The sequence below is a fragment of the Klebsiella quasivariicola genome, assembly GCF_002269255.1.
Taxonomy (GTDB): Bacteria; Pseudomonadota; Gammaproteobacteria; order Enterobacterales; family Enterobacteriaceae; genus Klebsiella; species Klebsiella quasivariicola.
In genome coordinates this window covers 3,102,527-3,117,764 of sequence record NZ_CP022823.1, presented here as the reverse complement: position 1 = coordinate 3,117,764, position 15,238 = coordinate 3,102,527, and the positions used below count along the sequence as shown (strand labels likewise).

The following is a 15,238-nucleotide window of genomic DNA, read 5'->3' as shown; positions in this document are numbered from 1 at the left end:
GCACCTGCGGTTTTCTGCATATCTGAAAGCTATTACTCATTCTGGTGATTTATGGACGATTTAACCCTGCGTTATTACGACGCTGAAATGCGCTACCTGCTGGAAGCGGGTGAAGAGTTTGCCCGTGCTCATCCTGAGCAGGCGGCAATGCTCAATCTCGACAAAGCGGGCGCCCGCGACCCCTTTGTTGAGCGCCTGTTTGAAGGTTTTGCCTTCCTGATGGGCCGCATGCGCGAGAAGCTCGATGACGATCTGCCTGAGCTGACCGAAGGCGTGGTCAGTCTGCTGTGGCCACATTATTTACGTACCATTCCCTCGATGTCGGTCGTGGAATTCACCCCCGACTGGCCGGAAATGAAAGAGCCGATGACGATGGTCAAAGGCTTTGAAGTGCTTTCCCGGCCGATCGGTGAAAAGGGCACGCGCTGCCGGTACACCACCACCAAAGCGATCGCTCTGCAGCCGTTATCTCTTGAGCACGCCCGGCTGGCCACCGATACGGATGGCCGGTCGGTGATCACGCTGCGCTTTAACTGCAGCCAGCTGACGGACTGGCGCCGGGTCGATCTCAGTCATATCCCGCTCTACTGCAACGCCGATGCGCCGCTGGCCTGCGCCATGCACGAGGCCTTTACCCTCAATGTGGCCCGGATGTGGCTGCGCATGTCCGATGAGGTGGACAGAAGGCCGCTGGACGGGTATTTCAGCGCGCTGGGATTTGGCGAGGAGGACAGCCTCTGGCCTGAAGATGGCCGCAGTTTTCGCGGTTACCAGCTGCTGCTGGAGTATTTTACCTTCCGCGAAAAGTTCATGTTCATCGATCTGCGCGGGCTGGAGACGGTGGCTTTTCCGGCCGGACTGGCGTGGTTTGAAATCGACGTCGTGCTGGCGGAACGCTGGGAACATGACTTCCGCTTCAGCGAAAAGCAGCTGCGCCTGCACTGCGTGCCAGTGATCAACCTGTTTCCGCTGGAGTCCGATCCGCTGACCATCAATTCCCTGCAGACCGAATACCCGCTGCGCCCGATGCGCGTGCAGGACGGCCACACCGAAATTTACACCGTCGATTCCGTGATCTCCTCGCACCAGCAGGTTTACGCGCCGTTCTCAAGTTTTCGCCACAAAGGCGGCATGATGCGTCATGACGCGGCGGACTATTACTATCATACCCGGGTGCGCCGTGGCCCCTCCGGGCTGTACAACACCTGGCTTATCGTCGGCGGGGAAGCCTTTGACAATCATACCGTACCGGAAGATGAAAGCCTGTCGCTGACCCTCACCGGAACTAACGGCCAGCTGCCGCGGCGCGCGCTGCAGAGCACCGTGCTTGATACAGTGATGAAAACCACCTCGGCCAGCGTCGCAGTGCGTAACCTCTGCGCACCAACGCTGCCGTGCTATCCCCCTGCTCAGGACCGCTTTCACTGGCGCGTGCTGAGCCATCTGGGCAGCAGCTTTCTTTCCCTGATGGATAACGCGGAGGTCCTGCGCGGTACCCTGGCGCTGTATGAATGGACCGACAGCGAGATGAATCGTCGACGCCTGGAGGCCATCCTTGACGTGAAGCACAGCGCAATAGAACGCTTCGCACAGGGCCATCTGGTACGCGGCGTGGAGATTGAAGTCACCCTTGACAGTCACGGCTTTGCCGGACGAGGCGACATATGCCTGTTTGGCGAGATGCTCAGCCGCTTCTTTGCGCTCTACACCGATATCTACTTGTTTAACCGCCTGATTATCATTCTGCAACCTACCGGAGAACGACTGGAATGGGAAGAGAAGCACAGCCGCCGCATTCCCGGCTGACCCCACGGCTGGAGGCCGACCTGCCGCGGATCAATTTTTACCGCTTCTGCCAGCTTCTGGAAAAGCGGCGTCCCGGCCAACCGCTGATGGGGGCGACCAGCCATCCGGCAGACGATCCGGTACGGTTTTACCCGCATCCGGGGATGGGGTTTCCGGCCAGCGAACTGAAAGCCGTGGAATACGATGAGGCTGATGAAAGCAGGCCGCCGGTCATTCGCACCACCTTTATGGGGTTGTACGGTGTCGATTCGCCGCTCCCGACGGCATATCTCGATGATATTGCCCAGCGCAGGGAAGGGCATGAAGCGCTGCAGGGCTTACTGGACATCTTCAGCCACCGGATCATGACGCAGTTTTACCGCATCTGGCGGAAATACTCCTGGCCGGCCACCTTTGAGCCCGGCGGTAGCGATCAGCTTTCACAGTCGCTGCTGAGCCTGGCGGGGCTGGGTATTCCTGGAACAGCAGATCATATTGCCTCGCCGGCATCGCGTTTTCTGGCGCTGACCAGCGTGCTGCGCCAGCCTGGCAAAACCGAGCAGGGGATCCAGGCGCTGGTCACCCTGCTGGCCCCGGCGACTACCGTCAGGGTGAGCCCGTACAGCCTGCGTCCGGTGGCGATCAGCCAGCCGCTGGGCTTTTACGGCGATGACGACTTCCTGCTGGATGGTAATACCCCTCTGGGGGATGAAGTGATGGACGCCAGCAGCCAGCTACGGATAACCCTCACGACGGATAATCCCGAGGAGGCACAAGGCTGGAAGCCTGACGGACAGCTATTTCAGGACTTCCTTATTATGCTACGGGTTTATCTGGGCTGGCGATTCCGGGCCAATATCACCCTGACCGTGCCGACCCGACTGCTGGCCGTCCCGCCGCTGGGGGAAGGGCCGTTCTGGCTCGGCATGAATGGCGTACTGGGCGTGGGGGAGGATGAGCGTCAGGACGATATTCCTCAGACCTTTACCACTGAGCTGGGCACCTATTCGGGCCTGCAGTCTGCTACCTCATCACAAGGAAACCGACGTGTTACGTACAAGTTTGACTAAAACGGCCTGCCTGCTGCCCTTGTTGGCGTTTTGCCTGAGCGGATGCGGACTTACCCAACGTGTCACCGACGGGACAAAATCCGCTTTCAACGCCGTTTTTTATAAGAAAATTACTACGTTGCATCTGGATTTCACGGCCCGCGAAGCGCTCAATACCGACACCAGAGAGAATCACACGCTTTCCGAGCCGGTGGTGGTGCGCATCTATCAGCTTAAAGATCGCCAGACCTTTGACCGGCTGGTTTACCAGCAACTGCTCGAGGAGGGGGATATCCTGCTTGCCGCCGATCTTCTCGCCAGTCGCGATGTGGTGATCAGCCCCGGAGGTGACGCCAGTCTGAATATGCCGCTGGAGGCGGAGGCGACGTTCGTGGCGCTTGTTGGCCTGTTCCGCCATCCGGACCTGGAGAGAAATACCTGGAAGCAGGTACTGGCGCGTGAGGAGTTGGACCCGGACAAGCCGCGTATTTTTACCGCCGAAAACAATCAGCTACGGCTTAAGCCTGAACCGGCGAAGTAACGTCGAAAACAAACAGTTGTGGCGGGGCTATCGCCACAGTTCGCCCTCCACCTTCATTAACCAGCGAACGGGCGATAACCATCTTCACCACAGCACAGGGAGATAACGTGACAGCGAGGGAACGATTTTTTAAGAAACTGCAGCAACAGCAAAATCCGCAGCGGACACTGCCCCTCGACGGGTCGGCCGCTGCGGACATCAACGCCTTTCGCCAGCAGATGGCGGCGCTGGCGCAGCAGATCAGCCAGTGGTTTGACGGCTCAGGTATCGATGTGGAGGTTTCGACCCGATACCTCCACGATCTGAGCACCCTCGGCTATAGCCTCAACAGCGGCATCTGCCGGTACGATATCCCGGCTATCCGCCTGCAAAACGGCGAGCGCAGCGTCAATATTGTGCCGCAGCAGCTGTGGAACGGCGTTGAAAAAGGGGTCGTGAGCCTTAGTCTTGATACTCACGGCGGTACGGCGACCCGCCAGGTTTATTATCTGAGCCTGGCGCCGGACGATGGCTGGATGATCCGCAAAGCACACCAGCCACCGGAGGCGCGTCTTAATCTCACCGAGGATCGCTTTTTTATGGCGGTCGACAGCCTGGCCTGATGATACCCTGCGGGCCAGTACGCCCATGCGGCGGTGCAAAGCGCGCGCCGCCGCCCTGGGCCATCAGGCGCCAAACGCCCCGTCGATGGTATGCATGGCTCCCGTCACAAACGATGCTTCCGGACCCGCGAGCCACGCCACCATTCCCGCCACTTCTTCCGGGCGGCCATGACGCTTAATCGCCATAAAGCTGTGCATCAGCTCCTTCATCGGGCCGTTCTCCGGGTTGGCATCGGTATCAACAGGACCGGGCTGGACGACGTTGACCGTGATGCCGCGCGGGCCAAAATCCCGTGCCAGTCCGCGCGCCAGTCCCTGCAGAGCCGATTTACTGACCGCATAGGCCGCCATCCCCGGCACCGGCATACGATCGCCATTGACTGAACCGATGACAATAATGCGCCCGCCCTCCGGCATACGGCGCGCGGCTTCCACGGAGGCATGGTAGGGGGCATGAATGTTGATGCGGAACAGGCGATCGATGGCATCGCTGTCCTGCTCCAGGGCATCGCCGAAAATCGCGATCCCGGCATTGACCACTAACACATCCAGCGGACCGCTGTCGCGAACCAGACTTATGACCGCGTCGCGATCGGCGCTGTCTGCCTGTACCGCTGTGCTGCCCGTCTCTGCTGCCAGCCGCTCGGCAGCCTCTGGCGATCCGGAATAGCTAAACATCACCGATGCGCCATCGGCGGCAAAACGCCTGACGATCGCCGCGCCAATTCCCCGACTCCCACCCAAAACCAGCACTGATTTGTTGTTAAACGCTGTCATGTCCCGCACCTCGTGATATTGTAGTGATGATTACAATATGCTGCAGCAAAACAGGCTGTCAAGGATTAGTATAGTGACCACTACAAAATCGAGGCGTACTCCGGGACGCCCCCGTCAGTTTGATGCAGAACAGGCTATTGAAACGGCGCAACGTCTCTTTCATTCGCGAGGCTATGACGCGGTGAGCGTGGCCGATCTGACCCAGGCTTTCGGCATTAACCCCCCGAGCTTTTATGCCGCTTTCGGCAGCAAACTTGGGCTGTATACCCGCGTCCTGCAACGTTATAGTCAGCATGGAGCTATCCCCATCGCGGAACTGTTGCAAGACAACCAGCCGGTGGCGGCGTCGCTGAGTGCGGTATTGCAGGAGGCCGCCCGTCGTTACGTGGCCGATCCGGCTGCCGCCGGCTGCCTGGTGCTGGAGGGAGAGCATTGTCAGGATCCCGACGCTCGCGTGGCGGCGGGCGAATGGCATGCTGCTGCCAGGGCCAAAATCCACGAGTATATTGCCCGCCATTACCCGCAGGAGGCTTTGCGGGTGACCGACTACATGGACACGCTGATGCTCGGCCTGTCGGCGAAAGCGCGGGAGGGCGATAGCCTCCCGCGTCTTCTGCAGACCGCGCGGCTGGCTGGCCTGGCGCTGGAGCGCCTCCTGCCAGCCTGAGTTGTCAGATGGTTTGTCCGCCCGACACCTCGATTCGCTGGGCCGTCACCCAGCGGTTATCGTCGCGCAGCAGGCTAGCGACCATCGGCCCAATATCCTCGGGAACGCCGACCCGTCCGAGGGCCGTCATGGCGGCAAACTGCGCGTTAACCCCTGCGTCGTCACGTACCAGCCCGCCGCCAAAATCGGTAGCGATAGCGCCAGGGGCGACAGTATTGACGGTGATGCCGCGCCCGCCCAGCTCCCGGGCCATGTACACGCTCAGCATCTCCACGGCTGCCTTGGCGGCGGCGTAGGCGGAGAAGCCTGGGTATGAGACGCGGGTCAGCCCGGAGGAGAAGTTTACGATCCGTCCGCCGTCTGCCAGCAGCGGCAGCAGGGTCTGGACGAGGAAAAACACCCCCTTAACGTGGACGTTAAACAGCCCGTCAAACTGCGCCTCGCGCGTTTCGGCCAGCGGGGCGAATTCGCCGTGCCCTGCGTTATTGATCAGATGGTCGAAAGTGGCCCGCCCCCAGACGCTGGCCAGCGCGCTGCCGAGGCTGTCGGCGAAGGCCGGGAAGCTGGCAGTCTGCGCCATATCCAGCTGCAGAGCGATGACTTTACGACCGAGCGCGCGAATGTCGGCGACCACCGCTTCCGCCTGTTCGAGACTGCCGCGGCAGGTGACAATAACATCGCCGCCCTGGTGGGCGATAGCAAGTGCGGTCTGACGGCCAAGGCCGCGGTTGGCGCCGGTGATAAGTGCAATCTTAGTCATGGTCTGTCCTCTCTGGTATGTTGAGGCTCTACAATAGGGGCCGCGCGTCAGGTCGGGTTGCCCAATCCTTGTTATTTTTTGCCCATTTCTCTCCGTTCACTCCCTTTTGCCGGGAAATAGCGCATACTCAGGCTTTAAAACTTGCCTGAAAGGAACGTATGCGCGACGCCCTGTTCGATCACTGCCGCCGGTTTGCCGATGCTCATGTCGATAGCAGCGGGGTGGCGGTTACCCCGGTTCCCGGTATCACCCTGGTGCGGGCTCTGCACCCCGGCGATCTGCAGGCGGCCATCGCCAGGCCGCTGGTGGCCATGCTGCTGCAGGGGCGAAAGCAGGTGACTACCGGCCTGACAAGCTTTGACTATGGTCCGGGCGAGGCAATGGTGATTGCCGCGGATGTCCCCACCACCAGCCAGATCACCGAGGCCAGTCAGCGTTTTCCCTATTACGCGCTGGTGCTGGAGCTGGACCTGGCTATCCTGCGCGAGCTGACGGAGGCCGGGCCGTCAGGACCGGATGAAGTACCCCGCGTCGGTATCGAGCCGATGAACGCCGATGTGACGGACGCTGCTTACCGGCTGGCAAGGCTGTTTGATCAGCCGGGGGCGCAGGCGGTGCTGGGAGAAGGTCTGCGGCGGGAGCTGCATTACTGGCTGTTGCAGAGTGTCCATGGGCCGGCCATTCGGACGCTGGGCGCCGTAGACAGCCATTCAGCGCGGATCCGCCGGGCGGTGGCGATGCTGCGCCGGGATTTTATGCAGCCCGTCAGCATCGACGCGCTGGCCGATGCCGCCGGGATGAGCGTCTCGGTCTTTCATCGTCATTTCCGCGCCATGACCACGCTGTCGCCGCTGCAGTTTCAGAAGCAGTTGCGCCTGATCCACGCCCGTCGCCTGATGCTGGCGGAAGGCATGAGCATTGCGCAGGCTGCCGGGGAGGTGGGCTATATCAGCGTGTCGCAGTTCACCCGGGAGTATGCTCGCCTGTACGGCGCGCCGCCGGGCCGCGATCGTCGACGGGAAAAAATGAGCGCCTGACCTGGCGCGCGGGCTGGCGGCGGCTCCTCCCTGAGCCTGATGCCGGGGAATTAGTCCGCGATTTTCGCCGTGATATGTACGTTGTTGCCCATTCGCGCCTCAATGATGCGATAGGCGGTCGTGCCCTCGCGGGCGGCCTGCTGGCGGATTTTGCTCTCCGCATGGTCCAGGGTATCGCCGGTGGCGGTGATGGTTCTGGCATTTGCCGCCAGCGGCAGCAGACAACTCACTACGATCAGTGGAATTAACTTTTTCATCGTCATTCTGTCCTGTGAGAGAAAATCAGCGCGCGGCCTGCAGCCAGCCGGCAACGTTCTGGGTCGGCAGATGATGCCGGGCATTCCAGGTATCCTCCATCGGCCACCACATGCCGTCGCCCCGGGCGAAGGCGGCGCGATAGCGCAGCATGGTGTTCTCCGGGTCCGCCCGCAGCTGGTCCAGCAGGGCGGGCAGGGTATGAACAGCTTTGCTGAACGTTTGCTGCGTTACGCGCTCTACGGTGTCTGCCAGCTGCCGGTAAGAAGTTGTTTCGCCGGCAACAAACACCACCTCGTTGACGATCCGCGGCTGATGCAGATAAATCGCCGTGGTCAGGCGGCCAATATCCGCCGGTGAGGTGACGGTCACCTGGGTATCCCAGCTGCCAAGGGCGTGAAGGGTTCGGTTGGATAAATTCACTACATCGAAGTCTGGTTCGAAGAGAAAGCTGGTAAACATCCCGGTGGAGACAATGACCCACTCCGTGGCCTGCTGCGCGCGCAGCAGGGTCCGGACATCGTACTGCTCGTCCCAGACCGGCTGACCGCTGCCTTTGCCAACCACATCGTAATTGACGCCAAACTGCCAGGGAAAATAGCGGGGTACCCCGGCCGCCAGCACCGCGCGGGTAATTTTCAGCTGTGTCCCCGGACCGGCGACAAACCCCATGCAGTTAATCACGGTGGTGAATCCGCGAAACTGCCCGGCGAGGGCCTCCTGGGATCCACCGGCGATGTCGACCGCCAGAAAAGTGGCCCCGGCGTCGGCCAGCGCCTGATGGTTTGCCGACCGCAGCTGGCCGGTTTCATCCCAGGCCCCCGGCGAGACGATAACCGAGACCGTGCCCTGGCGCTGGAACACCGCAGGCACCAGCGCATCGAGAACGGCGGCGCCCAGTTGTCCCGCTCCCAGCACCAATACCTTTTCCTCATGATTAAAATTATCAGTATTCATTTTGACTCCTTACTCAGTTAAGCCCTGAATTGGCTGGTTACAGGCTCAGTGTAGGGGGGCGGGCGACATTCGATAAGTACAGCGTTTCGGGTTAGACTGTTCGTAATAATGGGATAATCAGCGCTGGGAGATAACGAAATGGACAAACTGGATGCTATGCAGGTCTATGTTGCGGTTGTGGACGCCCATAGCTTCGCCCGCGCGGCGGAGGTGCTCGGGCAGCCGCGCTCCACGGTATCGCGAGTGGTAAAGGAGCTGGAGGCCTGGCTCGGGGCGCAGCTTCTCCAGCGCACCACCCGCAAGCTCAGCGTGACGGCGGAAGGTCGCCGGTACTATGAGGAGTGTAAACGGCTGTTGGCCGAGATGGCGGCGATGGAAGCCTCCTTTCCCGGGCGCTCGGCTCAGCCCGCCGGACGGTTCAAGGTAGGGATGCCGCAATCCCTCGCCCGCCACTGCATTCTGCCGCGGATCGGCGAGTTTCTGCAGCAGTATCCCGACCTGGAGCTGATCCTCTGCTCAAGCGACAACGTGGAAGATATTATTCAGGAGGGATTCGACTGCGTGATCCGTACCGGGCGGATCGAAGATTCCACCACCCTGGTGGCGCGGCCTCTGGCCCGCTACCGCTGGATGATTCTCGCCGCGCCGGCCTGGCTCGCGGCCCACGGCTGCCCGCAGGACATCGACGAGCTGCACCAGCACCGCGCGGTAGGCTATCTCAACCACCGTACCGGGCGGACCATCGACTGGCTTTTTACTCTCGACGACGGTGATCGTGCGATCCGTATGCAGGAGACGCTGGTGGTCGACGATACCGATGCCTATATCCAGGCCGGCGTTCAGGGGCTGGGTCTGATCCGCGTCGCCAGCTATCTGGCGCAACCTTATCTGCAGAGCGGGGCGCTGGTCGCCTGTCTGGAGCAGACCGCTTCTGATCTTCCTTTGTCGCTGGTCTATCCGCAAAACCGCTATCTGCCGCCGGCGGTGCGCGCGTTTTATGACTGGAGCAGGCGTGTTCTGGAGCCTCCGCTCATCGAACGCTGACCCCGTTACTCGCCGCGCATGGCCTGTTTCAGTCTCGCCACCAGCCAGTTCAGCGCCGGATCCTGCGCCCGCCGTTTGTGACGCAGAATACACAAGGTAAATTGCGGATATGCCACTGGCGGAGCCTCTGCGCGCAGCGCGTACTGCGCCTGCCAGCGCTGCGCCAGCCCCTGCGGGACGGTGGCGAACAGCGGCAGGGTGGTCAGCAGCAGGGGAAAGGTGGAGAAATTCTGCGTGGCAAAGCGCACGCGCCGCGCCAGCCCCTGGCTGGCGAGCTGGCGGTCAATTTCACCGTGGCCGGTTTCGCGATAGGCCACCATCACATGTTCCCAGGCGACAAAGTCGCCCACCGACAGCGGGCCGCGACAGGGGATCTGCTGCGGCGACCACAGGGTGGTGACCCCCATGGTCATCACCGGCTCGCTGACGATCTCCCCGCGGCTCTGTTTGTTGAGAGACACTGCGACATCAATGCGATCCTCCTCCAGCAGCTGGCGTACCTGGAAGGGGTCGGCGGCTATCGTCTGCAACGAAACCCCGGGCGCCTCCTGCATCAGCCCGGGTAACAGCGGGGGCATCAGCCAGTGTTCGCTCCAGTCGCTGAGGCCGATACGAAAAAGCTGCTGCGCGCGCGCCGGGACGAACTCTCCGGCGCCAAACATCGCCGAATGCAGCTTTTCCATCAGCGGCTGCAGGTCGGTCATCAGCGCTTGCGCCCGCGGCGTCGGCAGCATGCCCCTGGCGCTGCGCACGAACAACGGGTCGTCAAACATCTCGCGCAGCCGTTTCAGCGCCCCGCTGATGGCCGGCTGGCCAAGATGCAGTGCCTCTGCGCAGCGAGTGACGCTCCCTTCGCGGTACAGCACCATCAAGACCGTCAACAGATTCAGATCGATACGACTAAAATCATTTTCAATGATTTTCTTCATTATGATAATCAATTTGAATGTGGGTTATCCTGGCAGCATAGTGAATATCACCCCGATAAATCAACCAGCGCAATACGCGCGGAGGGAGTGATGCAAACGTACCAGACAGGCGATAGCCTGATTTTCAAAGTGCCGGAGCGCGAGATTACCCTGCAGCCGGCGGCGCTCTATCCAGAGGCGTTCCCGGTAGCGGAGGCGGACGCCGTCATTCAGCCGATTGCGCTGTCGATCCACAGCTGGGTGGTGCAGACCCCCCACGATCTGATTGTTATTGATACGGCCACCGGCAACGGTCGGGAGCGCGGCGGTAATCCGCTCTATCATCAACTTAACACGCCGTATCTGGAGAATCTTCGCGCCGCGGGAGTGAACCCGGAGGACGTGACCCTGGTGCTACTGACCCACCTGCATACCGACCATGTTGGATGGAATACCGTGTGGCAGGACGATCGCTGGGTGCCGCTGTTCCCGAATGCGCGCTATCTGTGCTCGGCAAAAGAGCTGACGCGGGTGAAAAACAGCGAACGCTACCGGGCGCTGTGGCTCGACAGCCTGCTGCCGGTGATCGAAGCCGGCCAGCTGGAAACCGTCGATGTGGCGGCCCGGCCGCGGGTCGGCGGGCGGATCGCCTTTGTGCCCACGCCCGGCCACAGTCCCGACCACGCCGCGCTGATCCTCGCCTCCGGGGATGACTACGCCTGTTTCTCCGGCGATCTTCTGCATTCCCCGCTCCAGTTTGCCCACCCGCAGTGGAATTCGGCGTTCTGCGGCGATCCCCGGCTGGCGGAAGCCTCGCGACGGGAGATGATGGCGTGGGGGACAAGCCATCATGCTCAATGGTTCACCGGGCATTTTGCCGGGCCTTCCTGCGGCTGGCTGGAGGAGGATAAGCAAGGTGAATATCGCTGGCGAGAGGCCGGGCAACAGGCTGCAGATAAAGGGGAAGAGTGATGAATAATGCGCAAAGCGTGTTGGTTTTTGGCGCCACCGGTCAGCAGGGCGGCTCGGTGGCGCGGGCGCTGCTGCACCGCGGCTGGCAGGTGCGGGCGCTGGTCAGGGATCCTTTCTCCGTCGGGGCGGTCGCGCTGGCGGCGCGGGGAGCCGAGCTGGTGGAGGGTACCTTTGAAGACCGGGCGGCAATGCGGTCGGCGATGGCCGGGGTCGACGGCGTCTTCAGCGTCCAGCCCAGTTCGCCGGGAGGGACGGTGACCGATGAGCAGGAGGTACGCTACGGGATAACCATCGCCGATCTCGCCGTCGAGTGCGGGGTGAAGCATCTGGTGTACAGCTCCGGTAGTGCGGCGGGCGATACGCCGACCGGCGTAGCGCATTATGACACCAAAGCGGCGATTGAACGGCATATCCGCGGCCTGCCGCTGGCGTCGACCATCGTGCGGCCCGCCACCTTTATGGAGCTGCTGGTGATGCCCGGTTTTGGTCTTGATGAAGGGCATTTTCACTTTTTTATGCTGCCGGAGGGGAGGATGCAGGTGCTGGCGGTGGAGGATATCGGCCACCTGGTCGCCGCGGTTTTTGCCGCGCCGGCACGGTTTGCCGGCAAGACGTTCGAGATCGCCAGCGACAGCGTGACCGGTCGTCAGCTCGAGGCGTTATTTTCCGCGCAGGCGGGACGGCCGATCCCCTATTCGCGATTTTCCGACGAGGTGCTGGCCGCCAGTCCTTTTCTGCATAAGCTGACCGGGCTGGTGGACGACGGGCGGCTGGCCGGGCATGCCGACCTCGACGCCATGCGCCGGCTGCACCCGCAGCTGTACACCTTCGCCGGCTGGCTGGCCGGCCCCGGCCGTCCTGCCTTCGAGCGAGCGCTGACCAGCGCGGCCAGCTGGGCGTTTGATCGTTAACAAACGGAGGTTCCGGTCACCCGCCAGGCGTGCTGTCTCGCCGGTGACCGACCGCCGCTAGCCGGCAGTCAGGATCGCGTCGGCCAGCACCGCGAAAATCCGCTCGGCGCGCGGGGCATGGGACGGCTGCTCCCGTAGCCAGGCAAGTGCGGCAATCAGATCGAACAGTTCGTCTCCACTGAGATCTGGCCGTGCCTGCCCGGTCTGCTGCGCGCGGGTCAGCAGCGACGTGCCGGCGGCGCGCAGAGTCACGCAGGCGCTGTGCAGGGCGGACTCAGGATCGTCGATGGCGCTCATCAGCGGAGCGATGATCCCGCGATGCTGATGGGTAAACGCCACGCTCTCGGCCAGCCACTCCAGCAGGGCCGCGCCAGGATCGGCGGCGAGCAGAAGCGACTCAGCCCGGGCGGTTAGCGCCGCAAAGCGGCTGCGAAGCAGGGCTTCCAGCAGGCTGTCGCGGTTGGGAAAGTGGCGGTAAAGGGTTCCCATTCCGACGCCCGCCCGGCGGGCAATATCGCGTAGCGACGCTTCGGCGCCTTGCTCCACAAAAACCTCGCGGGCCACGTCGATTAACAGGTCATAATTTTTTCTGGCATCAGCTCTCATTGGCGTTCCTTGACAATCGGAGCACTGCTCCATATATTCGGAACAGTGCTCCGTTAAATATAACGCATTTCCATATGAGGAGAAAGCGATGTCGACGCAGATGATGAAGGCCGTTCAACAGCACGCCTTTGGCGGCCCGGAAGTCCTGAGCTATGAGGATGCGCCACTGCCGGCGCTGCAGGCTGGTGAGGTACTGGTGCAGGTGCACGCGGTGGGCGTGAACCCTCCGGACAGCTATCTGCGCGATGGCTATCAACAGCTGCCCCCGGAGTGGCGGCCCGAGGTCCACTTTCCCTTGATCCTCGGAACGGATCTCTCCGGCGTGGTGGTAGCGCGGGCAGACGACGTCCGGGAGGTGGCGCTCGGCGACGACGTGTATGCCATGGCGCGATTTCCCGAAGGGGCGGCAGGGGGCAGCCGCGCTTACGCCGAGTACGTTAGCGTACCGGTGAGCGACCTGGCCCGCAAACCGCGGATGTTAAGCCATCAGCAGGCTGCGGCCGTGCCGATGTCGCTCCTGACCGCCTGGCAGTTCATGATCGATCCCGGGCATGAGGTGGCGAATCCGCTGCAGCCGGAGCCGCACCGGCCGGTGCCGCTGGCGGGTAAACGCGTCCTGGTCAACGGCGCGGCAGGGGGCGTCGGTCATTTCGCCGTGCAGCTGGCGAAGTGGCAGGGCGCCGAGGTGATTGCCGTCGCTGCCGGCAGTCATGAAGCCTTTTTGCGTCAGATCGGCGCCGATGCTTTTATCGACTATACGACCACAGCGGTCGAGGAGACGGTGCGTGACCTGGATCTGGTTATCGATGCGCCGGGCGGGCCGGACAGCGGCCGTTTTCTGCGTACCCTGCGGCGCGGCGGCGTGCTGTACCCGATCTTCCCGCTCGGCTTTGCCGGGGCGGAAGAGGCACGGCAGCGCGGCGTGACCGTTTCGACTACCCAGGTGCGCTCCAGCGGCGCGCAGCTCGCTCAACTTGCGGATCTACTGGATGCTGGCGCCATTCGGGTCGCTGTTGACAGCGTTTTCCCGCTTGCACAGGCGCGCAGGGCGCACGAGCGGGCAGCGCAGGGCCATCTTGAGGGCAAAATCGTACTGTCGGTGATTGACCCGTCAGCAGAGTAAGGCCCGGCGGCCAGAGTTGCGTTTTTGGCTTCTTCCCGGCGGCGGACTAAAACAGCGCCAGCCGGGCAAGACGGTCCAGCGCGTTGCTCAGCGCGTCGTCCCCTGCGGTCAGGCTAATGCGAATAAACCCTTCTCCTCCTTCGCCAAAACCGCTGCCCGGCGCCACCAGAATATGCGCGTCCTGCAACAGCAGCTGGGCAAACTGCTGTGAGCTGTATCCTGGCGGCACGCCCAGCCAGAGAAAGAACGTGCCTTGGGCGGCACGAGCCGGCCAGCGCAGCGCGGCCAGTCGACGCAAAACCCACGTCCGGCGCTGATGATAGACCGCCGTCAGCTGCGCAATGCGCTCCGCCGGCAGGTTCAGCGCGGCGATCGCCGCATCCTGGATTGCGCCAAACACCGTGCTGTAGCTATGGGTATGCAGCTTTTTGAACGCGCGGATAATCGAGGCGTTGCCGACCGCGAAGCCGAAGCGCCAGCCGGCCATGTTAAAGGTCTTGGAAAAGGTATAAGTTTCCACTCCCCACGCTTTCGCGTCGGGCTGGGAGAAGAGGCTTAGCGGCGCGTCGCCAGCCGTGCTGCCGATGGCCGCATAGGCGAAATCGTGCAGGATCGGCACATGGTGACGACGGGCAAACTGCAGGGCGCTGGCGAACAGCGCCGGCGTGGCGAGGGCGCCGGTCGGGTTATGCGGGTAGTTGAGCACCACAAGGCCTGCTTTGTCCGCCACTTCCTGAGGAAGGTCGTCAAAATCCGGCAGGAACTGATTCTCCGCCCTCAGCGGCAGGCCAAAAAACGCCGCCTGAGACTGCAGCGCCGCCGAGCGGTAAATCGGATAGCACGGATCGGTGGAGATGAGGTATTGCCCGGGGCTGAGCAGCGCCCGCGGGATGCCGCCAATGCCGATATGGGAACCCTGAAACACGGCGACTTCGCTATGTGGATCGAGTTCCACATCATACTGCCGGCGATAGAACTGGGCGATCGCCTCGCGGACCTGCGGCTTGCCCCAGAACGACGGATAGCCATGGTTTTCACGACGCTGGATAGCGCTTTGCAATGCATCAATCACTTCGGGCGGGGTAGGCTGATCCGGGCTACCGCTGGAGAGATCGATCAGCGGCAGTGTCTCGGTGTTGACCTCGGCGGCCAGTTTTTCCAGAACACTGAATAAATTCTCTTCCAGGGCGTCCACCAGCGGTGAAGCAGTAAAATCAGGCATAAAATTTCCGGCTCAGATCGTA

The 15,238-nt window shown here is 62.1% G+C and carries 17 protein-coding genes; 10 read left to right on the top strand and 7 right to left on the bottom strand.

The annotated features are described in order from the left end of the window. Positions 1 to 51: 51 nt before the first annotated feature. From tssF to B8P98_RS15555, 4 genes are all read left to right on the top strand, one after another. Entirely contained in the window at positions 52 to 1,806 is a 1,755-nt protein-coding gene (gene tssF / locus B8P98_RS15570) for a type VI secretion system baseplate subunit TssF (RefSeq protein ID WP_095033195.1), read from the top strand. After that, positions 1,770 to 2,855 carry a type VI secretion system baseplate subunit TssG gene (tssG, locus tag B8P98_RS15565; RefSeq protein ID WP_025713207.1) on the top strand — a complete coding sequence of 362 codons (1,086 nt, stop codon included), beginning with the start codon at positions 1,770 to 1,772 and terminating at the stop codon, positions 2,853 to 2,855. The genes tssF and tssG overlap by 37 nt, the downstream gene beginning before the upstream one ends. Continuing rightward, on the top strand, positions 2,833 to 3,375 hold the full coding sequence (gene tssJ, locus B8P98_RS15560) for a type VI secretion system lipoprotein TssJ (RefSeq protein WP_025713208.1): 543 nt from the start codon (positions 2,833 to 2,835) through the stop codon (positions 3,373 to 3,375). The genes tssG and tssJ overlap by 23 nt, the downstream gene beginning before the upstream one ends. A 107-nt stretch (positions 3,376 to 3,482) precedes the next feature. After that, entirely contained in the window at positions 3,483 to 3,977 is a 495-nt protein-coding gene (locus tag B8P98_RS15555; RefSeq protein ID WP_025713209.1) for a hypothetical protein, read from the top strand. 63 nt (positions 3,978 to 4,040) lie between these two features. Here the strand turns inward: B8P98_RS15555 and bdcA are convergent, their stop codons facing one another. Continuing rightward, on the bottom strand, positions 4,041 to 4,754 hold the full coding sequence (gene bdcA, locus B8P98_RS15550) for an SDR family oxidoreductase (protein ID WP_025713210.1): 714 nt from the start codon (positions 4,752 to 4,754) through the stop codon (positions 4,041 to 4,043). A 73-nt stretch (positions 4,755 to 4,827) separates the two neighbouring features. Here bdcA and B8P98_RS15545 point away from each other — a divergent pair, with 73 nt between their 5' ends. Then, positions 4,828 to 5,421: a TetR/AcrR family transcriptional regulator gene (locus B8P98_RS15545; RefSeq protein WP_025713211.1), complete on the top strand. Its 594-nt coding sequence runs from the start codon at positions 4,828 to 4,830 to the stop codon at positions 5,419 to 5,421. 4 nt (positions 5,422 to 5,425) lie between these two features. Here the strand turns inward: B8P98_RS15545 and B8P98_RS15540 are convergent, their stop codons facing one another. Further along, positions 5,426 to 6,181 (bottom strand): SDR family NAD(P)-dependent oxidoreductase, encoded by a 756-nt coding sequence (locus B8P98_RS15540; protein WP_025713212.1) that lies wholly within the window; start codon positions 6,179 to 6,181, stop codon positions 5,426 to 5,428. Positions 6,182 to 6,339: 158 nt separating this feature from the next. Between B8P98_RS15540 and B8P98_RS15535 the strand changes: the two genes are divergently transcribed. Then, the gene (locus tag B8P98_RS15535) at positions 6,340 to 7,218 is read left to right on the top strand and encodes an AraC family transcriptional regulator (protein ID WP_087805502.1); all 879 of its coding nucleotides are present in this window, start codon (positions 6,340 to 6,342) and stop codon (positions 7,216 to 7,218) included. Positions 7,219 to 7,268: 50 nt separating this feature from the next. Here the strand turns inward: B8P98_RS15535 and B8P98_RS15530 are convergent, their stop codons facing one another. Together B8P98_RS15530 and B8P98_RS15525 are read right to left on the bottom strand one after the other, a co-directional pair. Continuing rightward, a complete protein-coding gene (locus B8P98_RS15530; RefSeq protein ID WP_087805500.1) occupies positions 7,269 to 7,475 on the bottom strand; it encodes a YdgH/BhsA/McbA-like domain containing protein in 207 nt (68 codons plus the stop codon). A 25-nt stretch (positions 7,476 to 7,500) separates the two neighbouring features. Beyond that, on the bottom strand, positions 7,501 to 8,430 hold the full coding sequence (locus tag B8P98_RS15525; protein ID WP_095033194.1) for an aromatic alcohol reductase: 930 nt from the start codon (positions 8,428 to 8,430) through the stop codon (positions 7,501 to 7,503). Positions 8,431 to 8,568: 138 nt separating this feature from the next. On the opposite strand from B8P98_RS15525, the gene B8P98_RS15520 reads away from it, so the two are divergent. Next, positions 8,569 to 9,474: a LysR family transcriptional regulator gene (locus B8P98_RS15520; protein ID WP_095033193.1), complete on the top strand. Its 906-nt coding sequence runs from the start codon at positions 8,569 to 8,571 to the stop codon at positions 9,472 to 9,474. Between the two features lie 5 nt (positions 9,475 to 9,479). Here the strand turns inward: B8P98_RS15520 and B8P98_RS15515 are convergent, their stop codons facing one another. Next, a complete protein-coding gene (locus tag B8P98_RS15515) occupies positions 9,480 to 10,403 on the bottom strand; it encodes a LysR family transcriptional regulator (protein WP_080897172.1) in 924 nt (307 codons plus the stop codon). Between the two features lie 87 nt (positions 10,404 to 10,490). Here B8P98_RS15515 and B8P98_RS15510 point away from each other — a divergent pair, with 87 nt between their 5' ends. Beyond that, a complete protein-coding gene (locus B8P98_RS15510; protein WP_167382669.1) occupies positions 10,491 to 11,354 on the top strand; it encodes an MBL fold metallo-hydrolase in 864 nt (287 codons plus the stop codon). Further along, positions 11,354 to 12,265 carry an NmrA/HSCARG family protein gene (locus B8P98_RS15505; RefSeq protein ID WP_025713219.1) on the top strand — a complete coding sequence of 304 codons (912 nt, stop codon included), beginning with the start codon at positions 11,354 to 11,356 and terminating at the stop codon, positions 12,263 to 12,265. Before B8P98_RS15510 ends, B8P98_RS15505 begins: the two co-directional genes overlap by 1 nt. A gap of 57 nt (positions 12,266 to 12,322) precedes the next feature. On the opposite strand, the gene B8P98_RS15500 is transcribed toward B8P98_RS15505, so the two are convergent. Then, positions 12,323 to 12,871: a TetR/AcrR family transcriptional regulator gene (locus tag B8P98_RS15500; protein ID WP_025713220.1), complete on the bottom strand. Its 549-nt coding sequence runs from the start codon at positions 12,869 to 12,871 to the stop codon at positions 12,323 to 12,325. 88 nt (positions 12,872 to 12,959) lie between these two features. Between B8P98_RS15500 and B8P98_RS15495 the strand changes: the two genes are divergently transcribed. Further along, on the top strand, positions 12,960 to 13,994 hold the full coding sequence (locus tag B8P98_RS15495) for an NADP-dependent oxidoreductase (RefSeq protein ID WP_025713221.1): 1,035 nt from the start codon (positions 12,960 to 12,962) through the stop codon (positions 13,992 to 13,994). 46 nt (positions 13,995 to 14,040) lie between these two features. On the opposite strand, the gene B8P98_RS15490 is transcribed toward B8P98_RS15495, so the two are convergent. After that, complete coding sequence (locus B8P98_RS15490; protein WP_025713222.1) at positions 14,041 to 15,216, bottom strand: aminotransferase class I/II-fold pyridoxal phosphate-dependent enzyme; 1,176 nt, start codon at positions 15,214 to 15,216, stop codon at positions 14,041 to 14,043. Positions 15,217 to 15,238 lie beyond the last annotated feature (22 nt).

Coding starts and splice junctions, on each gene's coding strand:
- tssF (WP_095033195.1), top strand. CDS start 52: ATGGACGATTTAACCCTGCGTTATTACGACGCTGAAATGCGCTACCTG.
- tssG (WP_025713207.1), top strand. CDS start 1,770: ATGGGAAGAGAAGCACAGCCGCCGCATTCCCGGCTGACCCCACGGCTG.
- bdcA (WP_025713210.1), bottom strand. CDS start 4,754: ATGACAGCGTTTAACAACAAATCAGTGCTGGTTTTGGGTGGGAGTCGG.
- B8P98_RS15540 (WP_025713212.1), bottom strand. CDS start 6,181: ATGACTAAGATTGCACTTATCACCGGCGCCAACCGCGGCCTTGGCCGT.
- B8P98_RS15535 (WP_087805502.1), top strand. CDS start 6,340: ATGCGCGACGCCCTGTTCGATCACTGCCGCCGGTTTGCCGATGCTCAT.
- B8P98_RS15530 (WP_087805500.1), bottom strand. CDS start 7,475: ATGAAAAAGTTAATTCCACTGATCGTAGTGAGTTGTCTGCTGCCGCTG.
- B8P98_RS15525 (WP_095033194.1), bottom strand. CDS start 8,430: ATGAATACTGATAATTTTAATCATGAGGAAAAGGTATTGGTGCTGGGA.
- B8P98_RS15520 (WP_095033193.1), top strand. CDS start 8,569: ATGGACAAACTGGATGCTATGCAGGTCTATGTTGCGGTTGTGGACGCC.
- B8P98_RS15515 (WP_080897172.1), bottom strand. CDS start 10,403: ATGAAGAAAATCATTGAAAATGATTTTAGTCGTATCGATCTGAATCTG.
- B8P98_RS15505 (WP_025713219.1), top strand. CDS start 11,354: ATGAATAATGCGCAAAGCGTGTTGGTTTTTGGCGCCACCGGTCAGCAG.
- B8P98_RS15500 (WP_025713220.1), bottom strand. CDS start 12,871: ATGAGAGCTGATGCCAGAAAAAATTATGACCTGTTAATCGACGTGGCC.
- B8P98_RS15495 (WP_025713221.1), top strand. CDS start 12,960: ATGTCGACGCAGATGATGAAGGCCGTTCAACAGCACGCCTTTGGCGGC.
- B8P98_RS15490 (WP_025713222.1), bottom strand. CDS start 15,216: ATGCCTGATTTTACTGCTTCACCGCTGGTGGACGCCCTGGAAGAGAAT.